Here is a 23,200-nt window from a genome sequence, read left to right on the forward strand (position 1 = left end):
CTCAACACTCAATTGAAACTCTCTGGCCTGCTGTTTCCAACTCAACCGCAGGTTCACTTGTGGTCTGTCGGCTGGAGGTGACAAACCAGCCTGACCGACAAAGATCGGGTCTACCTGGCCTGCTCGCCGGGAATTCCTGAAAATTCAGTGGTATTCTGCTCTTTCAAAAAATGCAAAATATCGGAAAAAAAACAATCCGTATCTTGCCATAGCTCTTCACGTTCATCTTTTGGACAAACAACCCAACCAGGGTAGTTTTTTCTAAAGGTAGCCCATTCCTTTTTTAATTCTTGGATTTGCTTTATATCAAATTTTGGTGGGATGTTCCGCCTTGAGAATTTCCTTTCAGGGACGTGGCTTGTAGAACCAAGCCATGTCATCACTTTTTTTTTGTTTCGCCATCTTTCAAATATTCTAGAAACCACTTCAAAGCAGCAGCATGCCGATTGGGGGTTCCTTTATTGACCATTGGGCTCAAGTCGATTGGAATAATATTTTTACTCTCAAGTGCCCGTCGTTGTGAGGTTGAGCCTTCAAAAAACCCGCAGAGGTAGATTTTTAGTGAGTTTTTCCCTAAATGGTCACGAACCCAACCAGACCAATGTTGAAAATTTGGATCAGCTCCCGAAAATCCAATCAAGCAAAAAGTATTCTCCATCATTGATTGTTGGACTGTGTTAACAAATGGGGCAAATTTCGTTGGATATGTTCGGAAATCTTCTTCGGTCAAAATAAAAGGGCGAGTGGATGGCAGGCTTCCATGTAATTTTACAATTCGAGGTTTTAAAGATCCTGGGAGATCTGCAGATGTGTAAACAACATCATACCTTGGGTCAGGGATTAAACGCGATGCCCCCTCTAATAGGGTGTCATAATTCGTTGTAAATACATCTGACCAAGGGAGATTCATAAGCAACTTATGAAGGTTGCCAGGGGAAAAGTCTCTGTCTGGCAAGCTTTCAATAATTAGTCTTTCTAAGTTGGATCGTCCAAAATTCTGTTCGTACTCACTCGCAATCTTTAAAGCTCCATCTCCAGCCACAGATTCGGCTCTCTTCCCTGGTTCATTTGGATATAACCTATCATAGACTTTTTCTACAAGTGTCTTCCAAGTAGGAAATGAGTTTGTGGTTTCCCTTACCTTTTCAGCATTTAAACTAAACCCTGCGCCAACCATAACGGCTACCCGGCCATATTCACGCCCGGCCCACATTTCTTTCCGAATATGCTCAACATGGATTTTATCCTGAAACTCCATCACAACCACCTCTGAAACGATTGATCTAATTATATTTACAAACTGGCAAGTTACAATCTACCAAGAAAGTTTATTAGAAATGAGGATTGGCATTTCAAATTGGAACCCATTCAAATCAAATGCAATCCCTTGACCTAATACACCTTTTGATAGAATTGAACCGATTTAAGTCGAAGTTAGCAAACTATGTAGCAAAGAGTTGTTCCCTGTCAAACTGTTCCAAGTCGTTAAGGCTGCAAAAACAGGACTTTGTTATTCTATCTTCCTTCCCTCAACTTCCTCAAAATCCGTTCCCGCAATTTGTACTTCTCAACCTTATTGGTCGGTGTGCCCGGTCATTTTTCATTCTTGTAATCCCACCCGCTCACGCAGGTGGTACTGACTCTTCATTCTTACGGTCTGGTGCCTCGGGCTGGGCGGCCAAGCAACTCCGGAAGCACTGCGTAGGCATCGTGGACCCAGTCGCACAGCAGCGAGCGTGTTTCGCGTGGGTCAATGATTTCTTCAATTAAAAACTGTTCGGCAGACCGGAATGGCGACCTGACAGCATCCAGGCGGGCGTTGATTTGAGCCAGAAGGGTTTGCGGGTCGGGGCTTGATTCGAGTTCGCGACGGTAGGCAGCTTCGATACCGCCTTCAAGTGGAAGCGACCCCCAATCGCCCGACGGCCAGGCAAATCGGTGAACAAATCGGTGACGGTTGGTCATTCCAGCACCTCCGACACCGTACAAACGCCGCAAAATGACTTCGGCGGCTGGAACTCGGGCCTGATACACCGCCGAAATCGCCCGTGCCGCGTAACGAATCGCCCCTCTTCGCTCTGCCGTGCGACCAATCGAGATTCCAGGCTGGTCCGTCAGCGTTACAATCGGCAGATGAAATGTGTCGCACAAATCAACCAGCCGAATCATGGCGTCAGCGCCTTCGACCGAAAGCGCACCGCCTCCGACACAACAATCAAAGGTCACTACGCCAACCGGGTGACCATCCAATCGGGCCAGAGCTGTTACAACCGAGCCACCGTACTTTGCCAGTTCAAAGATTGAGTGTTTGTCAAACACGGCTTCAAGGATGGGCCTGATTTTGTACCGCTGTTTACGGTTCTTCGGAATGGCTGAAATCAACCACTCTTCGCGTCGGTCAATTGGATCCAGGGTTGGTTCAACCGGCGGCAACTGGAACACATTCAACGGAAGATAGGACAGAAACTGGCGCACCATGGCAAAGGCATCGGCTTCGGTGGGGACAATCACATCCACCGCGCCGCTGTTTCGGTGAACCTGTGCTCCGCCGAGGTCTTCCTTGGTGACCAGTTCGCCGGTGCCAAATTTAACGACCGGTGGCCCCGCGACCATCAACTGGGCGGTGTGTTCGGTCATCACCGAAAAATGTGACGCCACCACGCGCGCGGCGCCCAGGCCAGCCACTGAACCCAGACAGGCGGCAACCACCGGGACCACACTCATATTGTCAACCACATAATCCCACCCCGGATTGAACGGCACATAGGTAAACCCGTGCGTTTCAAGGAGTTTCACGCTGCCGCCACCGCCAGTTCCATCCACCAGACGCACGATTGGAATCTGCAGACTGTTGGCCATCTGTTCGGCATAGATTTGTTTGGCAATGATGGCGGCATCGGCGGCGCCTCCGCGAACCGTGAAGTCATCGCCGCCGACCACAACTTTTCGGCCATTGATTTGCCCCGTTCCACAGACAAAATTGGCTGGAACGAAGCTCTTTAACTTTCCATTCTCATCATATTGGGAAGTCCCCGCCAGGACGCCTTTTTCGTGAAAGGTTTCGATATCGAGGACTGCGTCAATCCGTTCGCGGACGGTGAGTTTGCCTTGTGAGCGATGTTTGGCGACTTTTTCGGCACCGCCCATTTCGCGGGCGAGTTCTTCGCGTTTGCGGAGTTCATCAATTTCTGGTTGCCAGTTGGGAGTGGGTTCTGGTTTTGTGCTCATTATGGGGATTTTGGGGTTTGGGGTTCGGGGTTCAGGGTTCAGGGTTCAGGGTTCAGGGTTCAGGGTTCAGGGTTCAGGGTTCAGGGTTCAGGGTTCAGGGTTCAGGGTTCAGGGTTCAGGGTTCAGGGTTCAGGGTTCAGGGTTCAGGGAAAGACAACTTCTTGAATACCTGCCCCTTTTCCATTCCAAGAAACAATCCCAAGTCGGTCTCATTGATGGAATGAGCCCAGATTGTTCAGGTTTTTGATTGAATTTGACGATGAGATTGGGGGGTGAATGCCGCGTGAAATCCACGGCTGAGTTTTTCTATTCCGAAGAAATCCACGCCAAAAGATTCAATCGGTAAGAATATTTTCCAACTTCAAAGGGATTAAACCATCCATACTCATTCAAAACGAAACAGCCAAGAACAACGCACGACGAGCAAGCAACAAAATAGTAAGTTGCGAGCTGTCAGGAAAAACCGGTATATCCTTTTTCATATCATCATTTTGCTTGAGTGAACAGTGAATCTGGGGAAGCAACTCTATTTTCCCGAACCCTGAACCCTGAACCCTGAACCCTGAACCCTGAACCCTAAGTATTATGACAAACCTGATTTCAACCTATTTCAACTGGTTACAGCAAGGAACACCGACTGGCGAAGTCGTCCGCTATCCGGTCATTCGAGAAAATTATCAATCACAAGTTGATGGACTCTATATCGTTGGTGACTTATCTGGTTTGCCGCTCCTGAAATTTGCCGCCAAACAAGGCTTTGAAGTCATCGGGCACATTGCCGCACGACTGGCCAAATCGCCAACCATAGCCGACGATTCAGTGTCTGACGTGGCCATCATTGGGGCTGGGGCGGCGGGGTTGGCCGCCGCGCTCCACGCCAAACGTCAGGGGTTGCGGTATGTGGTCCTCGAAGGCGTCCGGATTGCCAACACAATTGTGAATTTCCCCAAAGGCAAGCCAATCTTTGCTGAACCCATGCAGATTGCCAATCCCAGTGAACTTCCGGTGGTCGAATCAACCAAAGAGGAAACCCTGGCGACCTGGTTCCAGCTCCTTGACCGCGAGCAACTCAGCATCCTGGAAGGTATGAATGTGCGCGATGTTCGCAAAAACCAGGATGGCGTTTTTGAAGTGACTGTCGAAAACAAACCACCGGTGAAAGCCAGATTTATCGTGCTGGCCACTGGGAAAGCCGGGAAATCGCGCACGCTCAATGTTCCAGGCGAAAAACTCTCCAAAGTTTCTGACCGGTTGTTTAGCCCGCTTGATTACCGTAATCAAAACATACTGGTCGTTGGCGGTGGTGATTCGGCCATTGAAACGGCGATTGCCCTGGTTGAAACCGGAAACAACGTCACGATTTCCTATCGCAAAGGAGATTTTTCCCGCATTAAAGAAGGCAATGCCCGGCGGCTGGAAACGCTGTTTCAGGCCGGGAAACTCACGGTGCTCTATCACTCGACAGTCAAGGAAATCACCGAAACCTCAGTGGTTCTTCAAATTGGCAAAGAAACCAGACATCTTCCCAACGATGTGGTTTTCACCATGATTGGTAAGGAACTGCCCTATGAGTTCCTCGAACGACTCGGCATCACGATTGAAAACACCTGGACGGCGGCCCGCTTCGCGCTCTTTGGCCTTTCGGTGTTTGTCTTCTCAATGGTCTATTTTGGCAAGAGCGTCGCTGGGAAACTCACGCCGGAAGCTTCGCTCGGCGCCAAAATCGGCGTGCTGGCAATTCCGGGTCTGACCGTCATCGCCATGATGGCGACGGTGTTGTATGTCTACTGGACGACGAACCGCCATAAACTCAGGGGTTTTCAAAGCCTTGTGCCTCCCCTGCTGACGGCAGTTGTGACCACCGGCATCACGCTTTTGTCCTTATTTCTGGTCTGTGACCACGTTGGGCCGGATGGGAAACCGGCACCGTACAAATTGCTTGGGCTGGATCAATATTTCTGGTACAGCGCGCTCTACAGTCTGGCAATTCTGGTGTTTGGCATCCGGCGGATTGTCACAAAGAAAAACGACTACATTACCAAACAAACCATTTCGCTGATCTTCTTTCAGGTAGTGATGCTCTTTGGGCTTCCGTACGGATTGGAATTCGGCGTCAAAGGCGGCTTCATCCACCTGCCTGCCTGGATGGAAACCTATGTTTTCCCCAACCAGTCGTATTCGAACATCTATGGGCTGGTCCTGGCCTATCCGCTCTATATCCATAATGTTCTGACGGGTGAACCGAGTGCCTTCTGGCTTGGAATGAGTATTTTGCAGACGTTTGTCATCATTCCAGCGCTGATTTATTACTTTGGGAAAGGCGCCTATTGCGGCTGGATTTGTTCCTGCGGAGCACTGGCGGAAACCCTGGGTGATGACTATCGGACGCTGGCGCCGCACGGTGAAAAAGCCAAGCGCTGGGAAAATCTCGGACAGGTGATTTTGGCCGCGATTGTTTTCATCACCATTTTGTGGGCGCTTGGGCACTGGACACCCGAAGGTTCGATCTTCCGTACTGCCAAACTCGGCAGCCTGACGCTCGCCAAACTCAGCCTTGGACTTAAGAACCTGTATTCGCTGGTGGTGGATGTGGCGTTTGCGGGAGCAATTCCGCTGGCGGTTTACTTCTTTTATTCAGGCCGGATCTGGTGTCGCTACGGCTGCCCACTGGCTGCATTGATGCACATTTACACTAAATTTTCACGCTACCGGATTTTTTCTGATAAGAAGAAGTGCATTAGCTGCAACATTTGCACCAAAGTTTGTCACATGGGAATTGACGTGATGGGCTATGCCAGCCAGGGCCGTCCGATGGATGACGTCGAATGTGTCCGCTGTTCAGCCTGCGTCGTGAGTTGTCCGATGGATGTTTTAAGCTTTGGACAGACCGGAACCGGGCATCCACACGATCCAGGGCCAAAACTGGTGCAACTCCGGCGGGTGCGCTCCTGATTGCCAGATCAGTCCCGTATCAGAATCAATCTCACAGAAAACCGATAGCCTGCGAGGAAAAGCTCAGGAGAAATCCTGGGCTTTCTCCTTTTTTGCGCGCCAAAAACTCGACTCTCCAACCCAGAGAACCTCACCCTGACAATTTCGTACCAGCATTCCATCTTCACCTCTCACCTGGATTCTCTGGGGAGAGAGGTGTCTGGTTCAAGGAACTTCCATTGCAAACCTGTGATCTGGGTGAGATCAGCCTCGATGGCCCCCGCACCTCACCAATCGCTCAGGCAGACAGCATCTTCTGGTCGTTCCATTTCTGTCCAGATTCAAACCGATTTCTTCTGTTTGATGAGGAATTGGGTTGGGAATACAGGTTTTTTTCAAATCCTTCAGTCCAACCCGTCACACTTTTTTTTTTTGTTGGAGTTAAAAAAAATGAAAGTAAAATTATTTGTTGTACTGGCAGTCTTTCTGATTTCCTTGAGTGTGAAATCAGGGCTGGCCATACCGTTTGACAGTACTGTCTCAGGGCAGGAACTCCCCAGTCTGCGTCCCCCCTGCGGAGTCGTTCAAGGTACAGGTGCCATCACCATGACCACCGATAATGGCGCTTCGCTCCTGCCGACCTCCGAAAATCTGCGTGGAATTGGGTATACCTACGGCCTGACGGCACTTCGAACACCGGGGACACTGCTTGCCGTCCACAATGCCACCATCCTGCGCTCAACCAATAATGGATGTTCGTGGGATTCAATTGGCGACGTGGACACCTCGTTGGGTGACTATTTCCCCTTAAAGCTGGTGGCTGGCGCCGGAGACCGGGCGTTTGGCTGGTCAGAAAACCGGACGTTTCTGATCCGCATTGATCGTGACCGGTTTACTTATTTGAAAGCCCCAGTTGAAGGAATCATTGGAATTGGAACTGACCCGGACAATGCTGATCATGTCCGCATTGGGGATAGTTCTGGAATTCTGGAATCGTTTGATGGCGGCGATAACTGGCAACTGATTGCGTCGCTGCCCAAAAAAGACGGTGCGGTCTTTCCCTACCGGGTTGCCTTTGCCCCTGAGAATCTGAACCACATTCTCGTCGGAACAGTTGTGAAAGGCGCGTTTGTGACCACGGATGGGGGCCGAAACTGGCAACAGGCGACCGGATTTAATGGGAAAGATAAGCCCGCCAATGTCTTTGAATTTGCCATTTCTCCGGTCAATGACAATATCGTCTGGGCGATGGCCATTAACTTGACCGAAACTAATCAGAATCACCCATCTGGCGGGCGGCATATTTACCTCTCCGCCAACGGTGGCCAGACCTTCTATCCAGTGATTGACCACTCGGCGAATGTGACTATTCGGAACCAACCCGCGATGGCCGCGCACCCAACCAATCCAGGTATCTTGTATTTTGTGTTTGGGACCTATTACCAGGATTACGGAACCGATGTGTTTCGTTACAATCTTCGTGATCAGTCACTGACCAAAACACACAATTCCTATGATGGAATTGATTCCATTACCTTTTCCCGCAAGGATCCGTCCATTATGTACTTTGGACTGGAAGTGGTTGAACCCGTAGGACCGTAAGCCCCTGACCCCACAATTTTTCCCCAACCGCTGGAGGGTTCTTCAGCGGTTGGGCCATTTTTTTCTCCCACAAGACCCGTTTTCCCCAAACTGAGGAATCAGTTTCAGCTTTATCAAGCACCGCCAAACCAGTTGTCTCCTTGCAACGGCCCGCCAAGTTCCTGTTCAACGCTGAGAATAATCTGAATATTGCGTTTGTCGGTTTCATTCAACATCGCATCGGTGTAGGCCGGATCTTCGCGATACCATTCCATCCGGCTAAAGTATTCACGGATTGACTCACGCTTAAAGCCACGTCCCCGCCGGGCATAAATTGTGTTGCGCAGCAGTTGCAGATCCCGCAACGAATAATCCTTGAGCTGGTCTACCCTGAGCAGCTTGTCGAGGAGTTTCGGATTATCGAGCGGCGACGCAGCACCAGCTTCATCGGTTGGTGCTTCGCCGAGCGAACGGGCCAGCAGTGAAAGTTCGATGCGCTCTTCTTCGCTCAAAATGGCTTTGCCTGATTTTTCAAGGAGTCTGGCTTTCTGGGCAGCAAGATCAGCTTTTGCAATCCCGGCTTCATAGTCGGCGACAAACGAGGCGTTGCGCCGGTCAAGCTCAGTGAGCTTGCTGTCATCCATTCGCTCAAGCGGTTTATACCATGCCTGGGCAGTGAAATAATCGTGCAACCACTGTTTTCGGAATGGGTTCCCGGCACGGGCAAAAATTGTATTGCGGATCAACGCCAGCTCTCTGAGCGTTCGGCCTTCCAGATCACGGTCAGTGATTTCACGGTTGAAGTACAGCGATTTCCCATCACTTGCCTTCCCTTGCCCGCCTCCAGTTTTTGAATCTCGGGATGAACCCTCATCAGTTGATTCAAGTTTGCCTTTTGAGTCACCTTTTTTCGGCTTTTCCGTCAACCCGCTACATCCACTAAGCAAGATCAACACAATCAATCCACCAAACAGCCAAAGTCGCATAACAGCCTCTCTTTTTTGTTCTTGTTGAAAAAATGTTGTTGGCACGGCGATTTTTCTGAAAAGGGATGGACTTGCAGTTTCCCCCGTTCGTCGGCATATTGGCAAGAACTTTCTTGGTCAGAAACCGTGGGCTTCTCACCACAGTTCTTCTATGCTGACCCTACGGGCGTGAGAGATCCGTATCCCAACATGATACCTGAACCCTAAACCCTGAACCCTCAATAGTTTTATGAGCCTTCAACAACGTGCCTTGTGGGGTGTGATAACAATTATCGGTGCGTTTGCCCTGGGCAAGATCGCGCTCCATCGTGGTGAACCTATCAGTGCCTTGTGGCTGGTGGCGGCATCCCTGTGCGTGTATGCCGTCGGTTATCGCTTTTATTGCCGCTACCTGGCACTCAAAGTCTATGAACTCGACGATAGCCGCCAGACGCCAGCGGTGACCCAGGAAGACGGGCGGGACTTTGTTCCGACCAATCGCTGGGTGCTCTATGGCCATCACTTCGCCGCGATTGCGGGGCCAGGGCCGTTGATTGGCCCGACACTGGCGGCCCAGTTCGGATATCTCCCAGGAACGCTCTGGATTATCGTCGGCGTGATTTTAGGTGGAGCCGTCCAGGATTTTGTGATTCTGGTCGGCTCGATGCGGCGCAAGGGACGCTCAATTGGCCAAATCGCCAAGGATGAGATTGGAACGTTTGGGAGCCTGCTGGCTCTGGTCACAATTTTGATGATTATGATCATCTTGATGGCCGTGCTGGCACTGGTGGTCGTCAATGCGCTGAAATCAAGTCCCTGGGGAACCTTCACCATCGCCGCCACGATTCCGATTGCGATTCTGATGGGTCTCTGGATGCGATTTGTTCGACCCGGAAGCGTCGTTGAAACCTCGGTCATCGGGCTGGTTTTGCTGTTTCTCTCGGTTGTCGGAGGGCGCTGGGTGGCGGAATCAGCCACCCTGGCACCGCTTTTTACCTATGACGGGAAAACGCTGGCCTTTTTGCTTATCGGCTATGGGTTTGCGGCATCAGTGTTACCCATCTGGTTATTGCTCGCCCCGCGTGATTATCTGTCCACGTTTGTCAAAGTTGGAACCGTGGTGGCGCTCGCGTTGGGGATTTTTATCCTGCGACCTGATTTGCAAATGCCAGCCTTCACCCGGTTTGTGGATGGAAACGGGCCGGTTTTCGCCGGGAAGATCTTCCCGTTCTGTTTTATCACGATTGCCTGTGGTGCCATCTCCGGGTTTCACTCGCTGGTGGCATCGGGAACCACGCCAAAACTCATTGCCCGTGAATGGGATGCGCCGATGATTGGGTATGGTGGAATGTTGACTGAGTCGTTTGTTGCGATTATGGCCATGGTCGCGGCGACGGTGCTGGATCCGGGCATTTACTTTGCGATTAACTCAGCTCCGGCGCTCCTTGGACCCAATCCGGTGGCTGCCGCCCAAACCATTCAAAGCTGGGGATTTGTCATCACGCCCGAACACATGGAAACCCTCGCCCGGCAGGTCGGTGAAGATACCCTCTGGGGACGTACCGGCGGCGCCCCAACGCTTGCGGTCGGAATGGCCAAAATCTTTGCCGAAGCCATGGGTGGCGTGCACTTGATGTCGCTCTGGTATCATTTTGCGATTATGTTCGAAGCCCTCTTTATCCTCACCACGCTGGATGCCGGAACACGCGTTGGGCGCTTCATTTTGCAAGACCTGCTTGGACAGATCTGGAAGCCGCTTGGGAAAACTGACAGTTATCCAGCGGCAATTTTAGCCAGCGCGCTCATTGTTGCCGGCTGGGGTTATTTTTTGTATCAAGGTGTAATTGACCCACTGGGAGGCATCAACTCGCTGTGGCCGCTGTTTGGCATCGCCAACCAGTTGCTGGCGATTCTGGCATTGACCGTGGCCACCACGATTCTGATTCGAATTGGGAAAGCACGATTTGTGTGGATTACGGTCATGCCGCTGGTGTGGCTGGTGGCTGTGACGTTTACGGCAACGTATCAAAAGGTCTGGTCAGCCAATCCGAAAATTGGATTTCTCTCAGCCGCCGCCAGACTGGCCGAGCAACAATCTCTGAGTGCCAAAAACGCACAATTGATTTTCAACAATCGTCTGGATGCCGTTCTGGCCATTGTGTTTATCACGCTGGTGATTCTAACGCTTGGAACTGCGCTCTGGACCTGGATTGGCGTCTATCGCGGTCGAGTTTCAATCCACCCGGATGCCGCCCCCGATGATGCATTGAAAGCCACTGGATATGGCGGCCCAACCCGGTGCTGCTGAATTGAGAATGAAGAATTGAGAATGAAGAATTGAGAATGAAGAAAGTGGTTAGTGTTTAGAAATCAATACTTTCGAAGAAGTACCAAATCCCAGGTACCAAGTACCAGCCACTAACCACTAAAAGGTTTCTTCATTCTTCATTCTGTCACCCTGTCACCGAGTAATTCTCGCACTTTGTCAAGAAACAAGTCGGGAGGAAACGGTTTTTCCAGAAAGTGTGAGTGCGTCAATGTTTCGGTTTTGGGGAGCCTGGCATCCACATACCCTGAAATATACAGAATCTTCATTTCCGGATGATGTGGAGCCAGGACATTCACCAGTTCAATGCCGTCCATTTTAGGCATTCGGACATCAGTCACCACCAAATGAATCGGCTCGCCATAGTCTGTCGCAACCTGTAACGCCTCAAACCCATTTTCCGCGACCAACAGGTTGTATTCATTTTCCTTGAGCATCCTGGTCAGCATTTGCCGGATTTCAAAATCATCCTCAACCAGCAAAATGACTTTATTCTGTTTCTGAGCAACCCGCTTTGGAGCAGTGCTCCGCTTGATTAGCATTCCATTTTGAATCCTTGGAAAATAAATCGAAAAACTGGTACCGACGCCAATCATACTGTCAACCACAATGTAGCCGCCACAGGATTGGACAATGCCATACACGATTGCCAGACCAAGACCCGTGCCACGCCCCATCTCTTTGGTGGTGAAAAAGGGTTCAAAAATACAGGCTTTGGTCTGGTCATCCATACCAACGCCAGTATCGGTAACGCCAAGTAGAACATACGGCCCGGGTCGGATTTTAGGGTGGAATTGGGTAAACTCCTCATCCAGTTCCACATTTGACGTTTCAATGATGAGCCTGCCACCATTGGGCATTGCATCACGGGCATTGACGGTCAGGTTCAGTATAATCTGCTCAAGTTGACTGGCATCAGCACAGATCATCCCTAACTCTGGATCGGTCAAAAACATCAACTCCTGCCCATCATTTACCAGGTGATGAAGAAGCTCTTTCATGGTAGTGATCGAATCGTTGAGGTTGATTGGGTTGCACTTCACTTTTTGCTTTCGGCTGAAAATCAACAACTGTTTAGCCAGAGCAGATCCTCGCTCGCTGGCTTTCAAGAGCTGTTCGATCACAGGAGAACAGGTATGATCAGGCAATAATCGCTGCTGCAGGATGTTGATATACCCCATGATTATTGTCAGCACATTGTTAAAATCATGAGCGATTCCCCCAGCCATGCGGCCAACTGCCTCCATTTTTTGAGCCTGGCGGAGTTGTTCTTCGGCTTGTTTTCGGGCAGTGATGTCGCGAGTAAAAACCAGAATTTGACGTTTATTGGCAAGGTAAGTACAACTGACTTCAACAGTGATAATTCGTCCATCTGCTGTGCAATTGAGCGTTTCAAACTGGTCACTCCCTCGCTCAACAATTTTTTGAAGCCGAGCGGCCAGTTCACCATTTGTGTTTTGAACATCAAGATCGCAGATTCTTTTTGTAAAAAGTTCAGCCCGTGAATACCCAAGCATCTGGCAATACACTTCGTTGACTTCAACAAACTTCCCTTCATCGTTAATCAGACAAAAACCATCCATAGTCGTGTTAAGGAGCGACTGATAGGTCTCGGCATTTTCACGGAGGGCAATCTCGGCTTCTTTAACCCGGGTGACATCTGTTTTAACGGTAAGATAACCGATAATTTCGCCCCCAGCCGAACGATGTGGGATTAAATATCCATCAAGATAGGGCGCGGCGTGTGAATAGAACATTTGCTGGCAAAAATGGACGGATTCACCATTGAGTGCTCGTTCAATCAGTGGACTGAATTGAGTAAAAGCCTGAGGCCCAATAATTTCTAGAACGCTTTTTCCAATAATCTGTGGACGCTCAAGCTGAAAAAACTCCAGGTATGTGTTGTTGATAAACTGAAAATGTAATTCCCGGTCAATGACCCCTACCATTTGGGGCAAGGTATTCACAATCTCCCGAAACCGCTCTTCACTTTCCTTGAGTGCCAGCTCGGTTATTTTTTGTTCGGTGATGTCCTGAAAGGCGCCGGCTAATCGGACACATTCGTCCTTTTCAAATTCGGCCTCTCCCAAAGCTCGAACCCACAATTGTTTTCCCCTGGCTGTGATGAAAGGCAATTCCAGATCAAAACCTTCTCCATCACGGATGCCTTTTTCAACCGCAGATTGAATCACCGGTCTGGCTTCAGGAGCATAAAAATTGATGGCCGACTCAACATCTGGCTCATACTGTGGGTCAACCTCATGGATGCGATAGGTCTCTTCTGACCAGAAGAGCTTTTGGATCTTCAACTCAATGGCCCAACCGCCGACTTTGGCAATTTTGGCAGCTTGCCGGAGCAATTGCTCTTTTTGACGAAGCGCCCGTTCAGCTTCTTTTTGCGCGGTGGTGTCCCAAACCATAAACATGATGTTGATGATTTTTCCAAATTCGTCAGCAATTGGCACAAAGGCTGAATCATAATAAATAATACTCGGCTGGACAGCCTGTGCCTGAAACACAGTCAGGTCGAGGATTTGCGAACCCAATTCAACTATTTCCCCCTGAAGCGCCCGGTTGAAATGGTCGGGTAATCCGAGCGCTAAGGTCAACGGATCAGTCAGGACATTGAATTTGTCAATTGCAGCCGTACGACTATCTGCATAACCTAAAAACCGAGCCATGGCTGTATTCAACCGAAGCGACCATCCGTCCAGGGAAAAAACCTCTAACCCAACGGGTGAATTTTCAAAGACGGCATTCAAAAAGCGTTCGCTTCGTTTGAGTGATTCTTCGGCGTACCTGGACTGAGTAACATCAATCACGACCCCATCCCACACAACTGAGCCATCTGGATCCAACCTCGGTGATGACTGGCAATGGATCCACTTGAGTTCCCCAGTGGTGGTACACACCCGAACCGTATGATTAAAGATCGAGAGTTCATCCCAGGCTTTGGACTCAGCCGCCAGGAGAGCGGGCATATCCTCTTCGAGAACTGATTTGTAGACCAGATCAGCATCCGCCAGAATTGCTTCAATCGGGTAACCAAGTATTCGTTCGGCCCCCGCACTAACATAGGTATATTTTCGATTTCTTTCTGGAGAAGTCACCATCTGGTACAGGGCACCGTCGGGAAGATTATCTCCAATGCGCCGGAGTCGGTTCTCACTTTCACGCAGGGCATCTTCAGCCTGCTTCCGATGGGTAATATCCAACAAATACCCATCAACGGCAACCATGGCCCCAGTATTATCTGGCACTGGGACAAAATGGGCATATACCCATTTTATTGAACTATCGGCACAGACAATTCGATACCGTTGCTCAGTAAATTTTGGAAGGGGCTGCAATTGTTGCTGGTTGAGAACTTCAGCCTGTACCCGCGCTTGATCACCGGGATGGATCAGATCCACCCAGGTGATGTTTCCACAGAGAAATGCATCTGGATCATAGCCAAATTGTTTGATATTCGCGGAAATAGCGAGTGTCCGATACGGAGCGTTGACTTCCCATCGGAAAATCACGGCGGGACCATGCTCAAAGAGTTGCTCTTTTTGCCGAAGCTTCAATTCAACGGCTTTCCGGTCAGTGACATCAGTTTGCACTCCGACAAAATAGGTTGGTTTACCCCGCTGATTGGTCACTGGGGCAACAGTTAATCGGTTCCAAAACCAGGTTCCGTCCTTACGATAGTTGAGTAATTCACCTTCAAATTGACGATATTCGGCAATCGCCTGACGTAACACCGCAACCGTTGCCTGATCAGTGTGCGGCCCCTGCAGAAACCGACAGTTCCGCCCCAGGATCTCTTCTCTGGCATACCCGGTCAATTTCACAAAGGCTGGATTGGCATAAATGATTGGGAGATCAGGGAGCGTCGCATCACAAATGATGGTCCCGTGTGGAAGGGCCTCAACCGCACCCATCAGCATCGTCAACTGGGAATCAGCGGCCACCGGATTGAGAAATTCAACAATTCCAGCCACTTCTGTTCCGCTAGTTATGGTGCTGAGGGTGACTTCCACCTGGAGCGAGTTCCCATCAGTGTCAACCCGAAAGGCGATATGTTTGGGGATCAACTCACCAGCGGCAATGCGCTTGAGAAGCAGCGCATGGGCGTCCAGATCTTCAGGTTTTACAAAGGGATACGCACGATCTTTTATTTCAGGAATGCTGCACCCCAAAAACTGCTCAGCGGCTGGATTGAGGGCCACAACCCGACCAGCAAGATCAATCACCACAATTGGTACCGGCGACCCTGAAAAAAACGCCGCCTGGTTGAGGATGGCCAGACTCAGCGGATCCTGTTCGAGGACATGCCTTTCCCGACTTGATTGATTTGACATACCTGGTAAACCTGTGTCTGCGGGTTTTCTCAACCATCTGATTCACAAACCAACACCAGTAAAGCGCTCACGTTTGCTAAACCGCACGAAAGCAACTGATTTATCATTGGTTATAAGGGAAAGCTGAGAGTCGTGACCACTGAAGGAGAAATCGGGCAAGCTTGGAGAAGGCTGGATTATTGTATGTGGTTCCTGAATAAACTCAACTTAAATTTAGTACTATTTGATCGAAACACGACACCGGTTGAACCAGGGCGGTCACGGAAACCCCTGTGGGTCGTTGGGCAATCAAAACAGGTACCGAACGGTGCTGGTGCGGAGACAATTATACCATTTTGCAATGCAATACTCGTAGTAGAAGACAGTCAAGTAATTCAATCAAATAAACTTAGTACACGACTGACGACTGACGACTGACGACAAACTGATATTAGTATTTCCACCACCACGCACGTCCCTTCGAATCAAAGAAAACTCCACCAGCTTTGAAATTTTCGAATGACTCAGATATGGTCAGTTACCTGTATCAGTTAGCCTGTTCTCGACCGACTCACAGTTTAACGCTGAGCTGTCGGGAAAATCACTCTCACACGTTTGACTCATTTTTATTATTTTTTCATTAGTGGAGGCTTTATGGCTGAGGAACGAACCTATCTTGAACTCTCGGAAGAGGGTGGCAGTTCACATAAATTTTATGAAGTTGTCGTTGACGGCGCCAAACTCACGATTCGCTATGGGCGAATTGGCGATGCCGGCCAGGTCCAAACCAAAGATTTCCCAACTCCTGAAAAAGCAACCGCCGAAGCGCAGAAAAAGATTAACGAAAAGAAGAAAAAAGGCTACGAACCCGCCGTCCAGGGTGTGCGGCAAAAACGCACCGTCACCCGGCGTTCGGCGATGCTGGACCTGCCCCCGGCACCAGCCGCGCAGCCGGCGCGCAGTCAACCAGCGCGCTCAAGCACCTCTTCGCGGTCAAGTGCTCCGGCTCGACCAGTGGCCCCGCCTCCACCACGCCAGACGGCCCCGGTGGTGTGGAAATTCAACACCGAAGCCTGTGCCTTCGGCATCTTTGTGGATAGCAACTATTGCTGGGTCGGCAATGAAGCCGGAAAAATCTTTGCGCTCAACCACGAAGGCGAAGTCCATCGCAAATTCAAGCTGCCCGACGGAGTCAAGTGTATTGTCTCTGACGGTGACTGGCTTTATGGCGGGTGTGATGATGGCAAAGTCTATGACCTGAGCGGCAAATCCCCCACGCTGGCCTATGAAATTTCAGATGACGTAGACATTTTCTGGCTTGATATCTGCGACGGCGTGCTGGCGGTTTCCGACTCCGCCGGAAATGTGACGGTCATCAACCACGAAGATGAATCCCAGTGGTCCAAAAAAAGCGGCGGTTCCGCCGGATGGATGGTCCGCTGCGATGAAATCGGCGTCTATCACGGCCATGGCCAGGGCGTCACCATGTATGACTGGGAAGATGGCAAAGTCATCTGGACGCGCCTGACCCCTGGTGCCGTGCTGTTTGGCTGGCAGGAAGAAGCCGACGTTTATGCCTGCACGTCCCATGGTCATATCCACAAATTTGCAAAAAACGGAGAGGAAGGTCCAAGGTACCGCTGTAACGGCGCCGTGTATTCGTGTGCGACTTCGGGCGATGGGCGATATGTTTTTGGCGCCGATAAAGCCGGCGACATCTATTGTTTTGATGGCGAAGGAAAATTGCTGTGGCAATTGCCGACCGGGTGCGGCGTGGCGCTCTCGATGCAGTACTTTCAGGAGCGGCTCTATATCGTGACCCACCACGGCTTCCTGGCCTGTATTGACACCAGCGAAGCCGCCATCCAGGCCGCCCAAACCGGGACCGTGCCCAAAGCGGTTAGCTTGACGGCACCACAGGTCGAAGCCTTTGTCCCGGCGACGGTTGAAACCACCACCGATGCCAGCCAGGGCGTGACGGTCGAATGTTACCGCGAAGGCAGTGGGTTGCGTGTCCGAGTGATTTCTGAAGGCTACAACCGTGACTGGCACTGTCAGTTCCCGAAAGACATCCGCGAAGCCGGCGCCCGCTATGTCGTGGACGAAGTCCGCGAAGCCAAACAGGGCGGCTTCTATCGTGTCTTTGGCACGATCCGCAAACTCATGCAGTAAAAGAGGCAGAATGTAGAATGTAGAATGTAGAATGTAGAAATTCAGCAACTCAAATTGCTTTCTTCATTCTTCATTCTTCATTCTTCGTTGTTTTTCGTTTGGTCAGCCAGTACGTGAGAAAAGACCCGATTCCGGAGAAGCGGTACTCGCTATCCACATATTTTTCAATCACATAGAAGGCAAAGTAATAGCATCGGCAAAACGACCAGATGGCCAGTCCCATCAGTCCGCCGAGCTTCCACGACGGGTGTTCGAGCAAAATCAACCCCATTGCCAGACACCCAAGAAACAAAAACAGTCCGGCTTTGAAGTAGATCAACGATTTGCTTTCGAGGTCGCGCATAGGTGTAGATAAGTACCTTACCGAAAATTCCAAGACATTTTTAACCACGAAATACACGAAATACACGAAAAAAATCAAACACCTACAAAAATCAATCTCTTCGTAAATTTATGATAAGGGACTTAACTTCTCTGGTTCAAGATCTTTATGGACAATCAAAATGTAACGATATGGCTTGAGAAATTACAATCATCGAATGAAGAAGAGCGAATAGACGCCCTGAGTGAGCTGACTTATGAATATGACGAACGAGCTTTTGACCTCATTGGTCAGGCTATCTCTGATTCTTCCCCCAAAGTCAGAGAAAGTGCAATTCGCGCAGCCCAAGAAATTAAAAACCCGCGATTTATTGAACCAATCATCCAGGCTCTGACCGACTCAGCCTTACATGTCAGATACACAGCCGCCTATGCCTTTGCTTACCTTCCCCCTGATACTCGTGCCCTCGGGCCATTGCTCCTGGCGTTAAAGGACCCGGCTTCTTCAGTGAATCGTGGGGCTGCAACCTCTCTGGTGGCAATGTATACCCACGAACCAACCCGAGATTCAATCATTGTCAAGCACTTGCTTGAAGCATTAGCTCATCCATTGCCGGATGTTCGCTCCAGTGCAGCAATGGCCCTGGGCAAAATTTGCGAACCCTCTGCGGTTGAACCACTTATCAAACTTTTGGAGGATAGAGATTCAACCGTCCGCTATGAAGCCGCCGAAGCACTTGGTTTACTTGGTGACAAACGAGCGGTTGAGCCATTGATTCAATGCCTGGAAGATTCAAACTCTTGGGTTCGGTCTCACGCGGCATCGGCTTTGGGAAAACTCAATGATCAATCTGCTGTGATGCCGTTAATGCACCTTTTGGTCCGTGGAGATCCTTTAAACGACCAGCCCACAGCGGCTGGAGCATTGGGAGAACTCAGAGACGAACGCGCCGTTGAACCACTTATCAACCTCTTTGAAAAAGCTGACGATCTGTATCAGTCAACCTTTCTTTCAGCATTGGGCAAAATCGGCGGCCCCAAAGCCACCGAACTGATTCTGAAAGTTTGCTCAGATCCAGACCGGAGAATCAGACATCGGGCGGCTTTCCCGTTTTTTAGACTTCAGGGCCAAACATCAGTTGAAGCACTCAAAAAGGCACTGACAGACGAGGATTTCCGAATTCGCGAACGGGCGGCAGTCGCCCTGCGAAGAAATGCTGATCTTGCCATTGAAGAGTTGCTGGTCGCTCTCAATGACCCGGAACCGGACGTTCGGGTTGCGGCTGCCGTAGGATTGGATGATTGCTATGACGAACGAATCATCCATCCACTGATTGAACGGTTTCGAACCGACCCAAATGCAGACGTTCGCCATCGTGCCGGAGCAGCGTTACTACAGGAATATAATGGACTGAAATGGTATACAGATGAAGTACTTGCGGCGTTTTTGAACGCTTTTGACGATCCTGAAAAAAAGGTTCGTGACATGGCGATTTGGGCTTTTACCCACAATGATGAACTTGAACCACAAGTAACTGAGCGGCTACTTCAGTTCCTGGAAGATAGAAACAAAATGACCCGGTATGGTGTGTTTCGCGCCTTGCAGCACGTCGCTGATTCTTCTGCTATTCGAATTGTCTTAGCCCATCTGGAGAAAGAACAGGATGCTTACATTCGAAAAACCGCGATTGATTTTCTGGCGAAGTTCAATACTGAGGCCGCCATCGGAGGATTGATTTCCTTGCTTGATGATCGAGCACCTGAAGTTCGCGAACATGCAGCCGAGATTTTTGCCCATCTGAAGTCAACTGATGAGCGGATTATCCCGGCTCTCATGCGTGCCCTCGATGATCAAGTTCCTCGGATTCATATTGCAGCCGCTGATTCATTGATGAGTTTACATCAGCATCCACCTCTTGATTTAGTCATCCAGGCTGCCAAAAGCTCAGATTTTGTTTCCCGATGGAAAGCATTGATCACATTGGGGAAAAGTAAGGATGAACGCGTCTTTGATGTCATTCTTGACGCTTTACACGATGAAGATGAGCGGATTTGTAGCTCTGCGGCCTCTGCTCTGGGTGAATTTGGCAGTGAAAAGGCGATTGAGCCCCTGCTCAACCTTGCTCACAAAAATATACCACGCGGTAAGTTTTCAGTGGTTTCAGCTCTGCGGGAGATTCTTCATCCACGCTCGGTTGAAGCATTACAATCATTTTTGAATGACGATGATCCAGTTGTCCGCTCGTACACCGAGCATGCGCTGGATCGGCTAAAACAGCGTCTCAGTCTTGATCAAAACGTTAGGAAGTAACTTGTTATGACTGTTGAATATAGCCAATCGAGAATCAACCTTGAAAAACCTCAAGCTGTGGTTTTGTTCGAAGCCTTTCAGCAAATATATAGCGGTGGAGCTGTGATTTTGTGCTGCTTTTCCCTCTCTGAGTTCAGCCACTTGAAGACAGATTCACTGTTCATCGCTCCAGAACCAATTATTTCTCAGTTTTTGAAATCCCAAACCATTCAGCAAGAAGTTCCCGAATTGAAAATAGATGACGAACTGATACTTCCGGCGCTCCATCCCTTGAATTCTTACGAGTTAGAAGGCAGTCTGACCCAAATCCTCATCAATGGTGGGGCATACAACAAATGGCGGTCTTCTGAAGATGAAGCCCGTTCCCTGGCCCGCAATTTTCTTGATCTGGTTGCGGCTGAAAAGTATCGCTCTTGGGTGACCGGCATTCGATTTTATTCAGCCTGGACAGATTGGTTTTACGATGTGGCCTGGGATTCAACGTTTGTTATCTACAATGCTGCAACCCAAAAATGGTGGCTGCTTTGTACCACGGACACTGATTAACTATGCCACTTTCCGCTTCTTCAAAACTCCTGATCCTGGATGTGGATGAAACGCTGATCTTTGGGACAGAACATCAACTCGAACGCTCGCCTGACTTTCAGGTTTTTGGCTATTCGATTTACAAGCGCCCCGGCGTGGACGAGTTCCTGACATTTTGCTTTGACCGTTTCCGGGTCGCCATCTGGTCGTCTTCAAGCGAAGACTATGTCCAGGCAGTTGCAGCTCATTTGATTCCAGCAGGCCACCAGCTTGAATTCATCTGGTCGCGCAAGCAGTGTACCCTGAGTTATGACTATGACCTTCGTGACCATTTCTGGACCAAAAAACTGGTGAAAGCCAAACGCAAAGGATATAACCTGGAGCAAATGATTGTCGTTGATGACAGCCCCGAAAAACATGTGCATAACTATGGCAACCTTGTGAAAATAAAAGCGTTCCACGGTGGACTGGATGATGGTGAGTTATTCCACTTAATGCCCTATTTGAAGCATTTAGACCAGTTTCCGAATATCAGAACCATTGAAAAACGCTGGTGGCGAAATTCCTTTTGAACAAACAAAGATTCGCGTGTATTTCATTACAAACAAAATAAATCCAGTTTGTAGTCAGTAGTCAGTAGTCAGTAGTTCAATCGTAACTATTCAGACTCCTATAAGCCTTGTATTTGTTGTGAACAAGAGGCTTAGTTCTTTTGGCTAGTGAATGTAACCTAAAAACTAAGCATTTTAAGTACCTTGTCATAAATTTCCTGAGATATTTGATTTGGTAAGTGTTTGATTCTTTTCGTGTATTTCGTGTATTTCGTGGTTCAAAATGTCTGGAAATTTTCGGTAAGGTACTTAAGTCTTTTCGGCTCAGTCACAATACAGCATCTTGTATGTGCTGCTGAAGAAAACTACCACGGATGGGGTCTGAATAGTTACGTTCAATCTTCTTTTCTTGTCACCCTATCACCTTGTCACCTTGTCACCTTGTCACCCTGTCACCTTCACCTTGTCACCCCTGTCCTTCAGCTTGCTGGGCCATGACTTCGCCAACCAGATAGAGTGACCCGGTAACCAGAACCAGTCCGGTTGGCGGGGTCAACCCGTGGGCACGCTGCAGCCCCGAAGCAATACAAACGTCGGTATAAATTGCATACTCGCGCCAGTATGTTCGGGCAGCCTGGGCCAGTTCATCCGGCGAGTAGGTACGCGGATTACCACTCACCGGCACACAGACGATTTTGGCCACGTGCGGCGCCAGTAATTTCAAAAGATCTTCGGCGGGTTTATCGCGCATCGCGGCAAAGACCAGCGTGATAGGACGGTTTTTGACTCCGGTTTCGAGACATTCAGCCAGGGCAGCCATACTTTCCAGGTTATGTGCCCCATCCAGGAGCATTGGCGGCGTCCCTTCATACCATTCAGTTCGGCCTGGCCAGAAGGTGTGCTGGATGCCATTCATCAAATGCTGTTCCCGTTCGGGTGTTTTTGGCAGAAGTCGTTTGGCCGCCGCCACGGCCAGCGCGGCATTTTGGGCCTGGACACTTGCTCGCCAGGGCAAACAGGCAATTTCCTGGCCTACCTTGACCAGCAATTCACCTGTCGCGGTTCGCCCCAGTATCGGAAGTGGCGACACCCATTCCAATGACGCTTTTACAGCGGTGGCCTGATTGCGAATCACAGCGGCAGCTTCAACTGGCTGAGTTCCAGCCACCAGCACCGGTGTGTCTGGCTTGATAATCCCAGCTTTTTCACCGGCAATCGCTTCCAGCGTGTCTCCCAGATATTGCTGATGGTCGTGCCCAATGTTGGTGATGATGGCCAGTTCCGGCGACACCACGTTGGTTGCATCCAGCCGACCACCTAACCCGGTCTCCAGCACCACCACATCCGGCTTTTGATGATGAAAGTAGAGAAAAGCCGCCGCCGTGACGTGTTCAAAAAATGTTGGCCGTGCCTGAAGCTTCCCGGCGGTCAGTAACCGTTCCGCCGTGTTCCGAACTTCTTTGATGTACCGGGTAAACTCATTGGTCTCGATGAGCTGGCGGTTGATTTGAATGCGCTCTTCAATGCGCTCCAAATGGGGCGAAGTGTAGAGACCAACCCGCAAACCAGCCGTTTGCAAGATAGAAGCCAGCATGGCACAGGTCGAGCCCTTGCCGTTCGTTCCCGCAACATGCACGGTTCGACAAGTCCGATGGGGATTTCCAAGTGCAGCAAGGAGGTGGGTGATGTTTTCCAAGCCAAGCTTCATGGCTAAGACTTCATGGCCGAGTGCATACAGATAATCAAGGGTTTCGTGGTAGGTCATTCTATTGAGGGATGAAACCAAGGGATGAGGGATGAGGGATGAAGATGAAGGATGAAGGATGAAACCAAGGGATGAGGGATGAGGGATGAGGGATGAGGTAAATCCCGTGTTTCCCTTGTCAGCTTGTCAGGGGTGGGAATTTCGGGTTGTGAAGTTTTGGTTCTTTTTTCATCCCTCATCCCTCATCCCTCATCCTTCA

General features: G+C 49.9%; 14 protein-coding genes. 7 read left to right on the forward strand and 7 right to left on the reverse strand.

Annotated elements, in window-relative coordinates:
* Positions 1–110 precede the first annotated feature (110 nt).
* From HY774_29440 to HY774_29450, 3 genes are all read right to left on the reverse strand, one after another.
* On the reverse strand, positions 111–383 hold the full coding sequence (locus HY774_29440; protein MBI4752632.1) for a hypothetical protein: 273 nt from the start codon (positions 381–383) through the stop codon (positions 111–113).
* A complete protein-coding gene (locus HY774_29445; protein MBI4752633.1) occupies positions 380–1,258 on the reverse strand; it encodes an SIR2 family protein in 879 nt (292 codons plus the stop codon). The genes HY774_29440 and HY774_29445 overlap by 4 nt, the downstream gene beginning before the upstream one ends.
* Positions 1,259–1,650: 392 nt before the next feature.
* Complete coding sequence (locus HY774_29450; GenBank protein MBI4752634.1) at positions 1,651–3,228, reverse strand: methylmalonyl-CoA carboxyltransferase; 1,578 nt, start codon at positions 3,226–3,228, stop codon at positions 1,651–1,653.
* Positions 3,229–3,813: 585 nt separating this feature from the next.
* Between HY774_29450 and HY774_29455 the strand changes: the two genes are divergently transcribed.
* Positions 3,814–6,180: an NAD(P)-binding domain-containing protein gene (locus HY774_29455; GenBank protein MBI4752635.1), complete on the forward strand. Its 2,367-nt coding sequence runs from the start codon at positions 3,814–3,816 to the stop codon at positions 6,178–6,180.
* A 429-nt stretch (positions 6,181–6,609) separates the two neighbouring features.
* Positions 6,610–7,761: a dispase autolysis-inducing protein gene (locus HY774_29460; GenBank protein MBI4752636.1), complete on the forward strand. Its 1,152-nt coding sequence runs from the start codon at positions 6,610–6,612 to the stop codon at positions 7,759–7,761.
* Between the two features lie 113 nt (positions 7,762–7,874).
* Here HY774_29460 and HY774_29465 read toward each other — a convergent pair whose 3' ends face one another.
* Positions 7,875–8,726: a YARHG domain-containing protein gene (locus HY774_29465; protein MBI4752637.1), complete on the reverse strand. Its 852-nt coding sequence runs from the start codon at positions 8,724–8,726 to the stop codon at positions 7,875–7,877.
* Between the two features lie 229 nt (positions 8,727–8,955).
* Between HY774_29465 and HY774_29470 the strand changes: the two genes are divergently transcribed.
* On the forward strand, positions 8,956–11,013 hold the full coding sequence (locus HY774_29470) for a carbon starvation protein A (protein MBI4752638.1): 2,058 nt from the start codon (positions 8,956–8,958) through the stop codon (positions 11,011–11,013).
* Positions 11,014–11,150: 137 nt separating this feature from the next.
* Here the strand turns inward: HY774_29470 and HY774_29475 are convergent, their stop codons facing one another.
* Positions 11,151–15,377, reverse strand: a complete 4,227-nt coding sequence (locus HY774_29475) for a PAS domain S-box protein (GenBank protein ID MBI4752639.1) — start codon at positions 15,375–15,377, stop codon at positions 11,151–11,153.
* 633 nt (positions 15,378–16,010) lie between these two features.
* On the opposite strand from HY774_29475, the gene HY774_29480 reads away from it, so the two are divergent.
* A complete protein-coding gene (locus HY774_29480) occupies positions 16,011–17,528 on the forward strand; it encodes a WGR domain-containing protein (protein ID MBI4752640.1) in 1,518 nt (505 codons plus the stop codon).
* Between the two features lie 70 nt (positions 17,529–17,598).
* On the opposite strand, the gene HY774_29485 is transcribed toward HY774_29480, so the two are convergent.
* On the reverse strand, positions 17,599–17,871 hold the full coding sequence (locus HY774_29485) for a hypothetical protein (GenBank protein MBI4752641.1): 273 nt from the start codon (positions 17,869–17,871) through the stop codon (positions 17,599–17,601).
* 147 nt (positions 17,872–18,018) lie between these two features.
* Here HY774_29485 and HY774_29490 point away from each other — a divergent pair, with 147 nt between their 5' ends.
* From HY774_29490 to HY774_29500, 3 genes are all read left to right on the forward strand, one after another.
* Complete coding sequence (locus HY774_29490; GenBank protein ID MBI4752642.1) at positions 18,019–20,160, forward strand: HEAT repeat domain-containing protein; 2,142 nt, start codon at positions 18,019–18,021, stop codon at positions 20,158–20,160.
* Between the two features lie 141 nt (positions 20,161–20,301).
* Entirely contained in the window at positions 20,302–20,706 is a 405-nt protein-coding gene (locus HY774_29495) for a hypothetical protein (GenBank protein MBI4752643.1), read from the forward strand.
* A gap of 2 nt (positions 20,707–20,708) precedes the next feature.
* On the forward strand, positions 20,709–21,257 hold the full coding sequence (locus HY774_29500) for an HAD family hydrolase (GenBank protein MBI4752644.1): 549 nt from the start codon (positions 20,709–20,711) through the stop codon (positions 21,255–21,257).
* Between the two features lie 445 nt (positions 21,258–21,702).
* Here HY774_29500 and HY774_29505 read toward each other — a convergent pair whose 3' ends face one another.
* Entirely contained in the window at positions 21,703–23,001 is a 1,299-nt protein-coding gene (locus tag HY774_29505; GenBank protein ID MBI4752645.1) for a bifunctional folylpolyglutamate synthase/dihydrofolate synthase, read from the reverse strand.
* Between the last annotated feature and the right edge of the window lie 199 nt (positions 23,002–23,200).

The organism is Acidobacteriota bacterium (assembly GCA_016208495.1).
Lineage (GTDB): Bacteria > Acidobacteriota > Blastocatellia > Chloracidobacteriales > Chloracidobacteriaceae > JACQXX01.

Excerpts from the sequence above, each read along its gene's own strand:
- HY774_29445 (MBI4752633.1), bottom strand. The coding sequence starts at position 1,258 with ATGGAGTTTCAGGATAAAATCCATGTTGAGCATATTCGGAAAGAAATG.
- HY774_29450 (MBI4752634.1), bottom strand. The coding sequence starts at position 3,228 with ATGAGCACAAAACCAGAACCCACTCCCAACTGGCAACCAGAAATTGAT.
- HY774_29455 (MBI4752635.1), top strand. The coding sequence starts at position 3,814 with ATGACAAACCTGATTTCAACCTATTTCAACTGGTTACAGCAAGGAACA.
- HY774_29460 (MBI4752636.1), top strand. The coding sequence starts at position 6,610 with ATGAAAGTAAAATTATTTGTTGTACTGGCAGTCTTTCTGATTTCCTTG.
- HY774_29465 (MBI4752637.1), bottom strand. The coding sequence starts at position 8,726 with ATGCGACTTTGGCTGTTTGGTGGATTGATTGTGTTGATCTTGCTTAGT.
- HY774_29470 (MBI4752638.1), top strand. The coding sequence starts at position 8,956 with ATGAGCCTTCAACAACGTGCCTTGTGGGGTGTGATAACAATTATCGGT.
- HY774_29475 (MBI4752639.1), bottom strand. The coding sequence starts at position 15,377 with ATGTCAAATCAATCAAGTCGGGAAAGGCATGTCCTCGAACAGGATCCG.
- HY774_29480 (MBI4752640.1), top strand. The coding sequence starts at position 16,011 with ATGGCTGAGGAACGAACCTATCTTGAACTCTCGGAAGAGGGTGGCAGT.
- HY774_29485 (MBI4752641.1), bottom strand. The coding sequence starts at position 17,871 with ATGCGCGACCTCGAAAGCAAATCGTTGATCTACTTCAAAGCCGGACTG.
- HY774_29490 (MBI4752642.1), top strand. The coding sequence starts at position 18,019 with ATGGACAATCAAAATGTAACGATATGGCTTGAGAAATTACAATCATCG.
- HY774_29500 (MBI4752644.1), top strand. The coding sequence starts at position 20,709 with ATGCCACTTTCCGCTTCTTCAAAACTCCTGATCCTGGATGTGGATGAA.
- HY774_29505 (MBI4752645.1), bottom strand. The coding sequence starts at position 23,001 with ATGACCTACCACGAAACCCTTGATTATCTGTATGCACTCGGCCATGAA.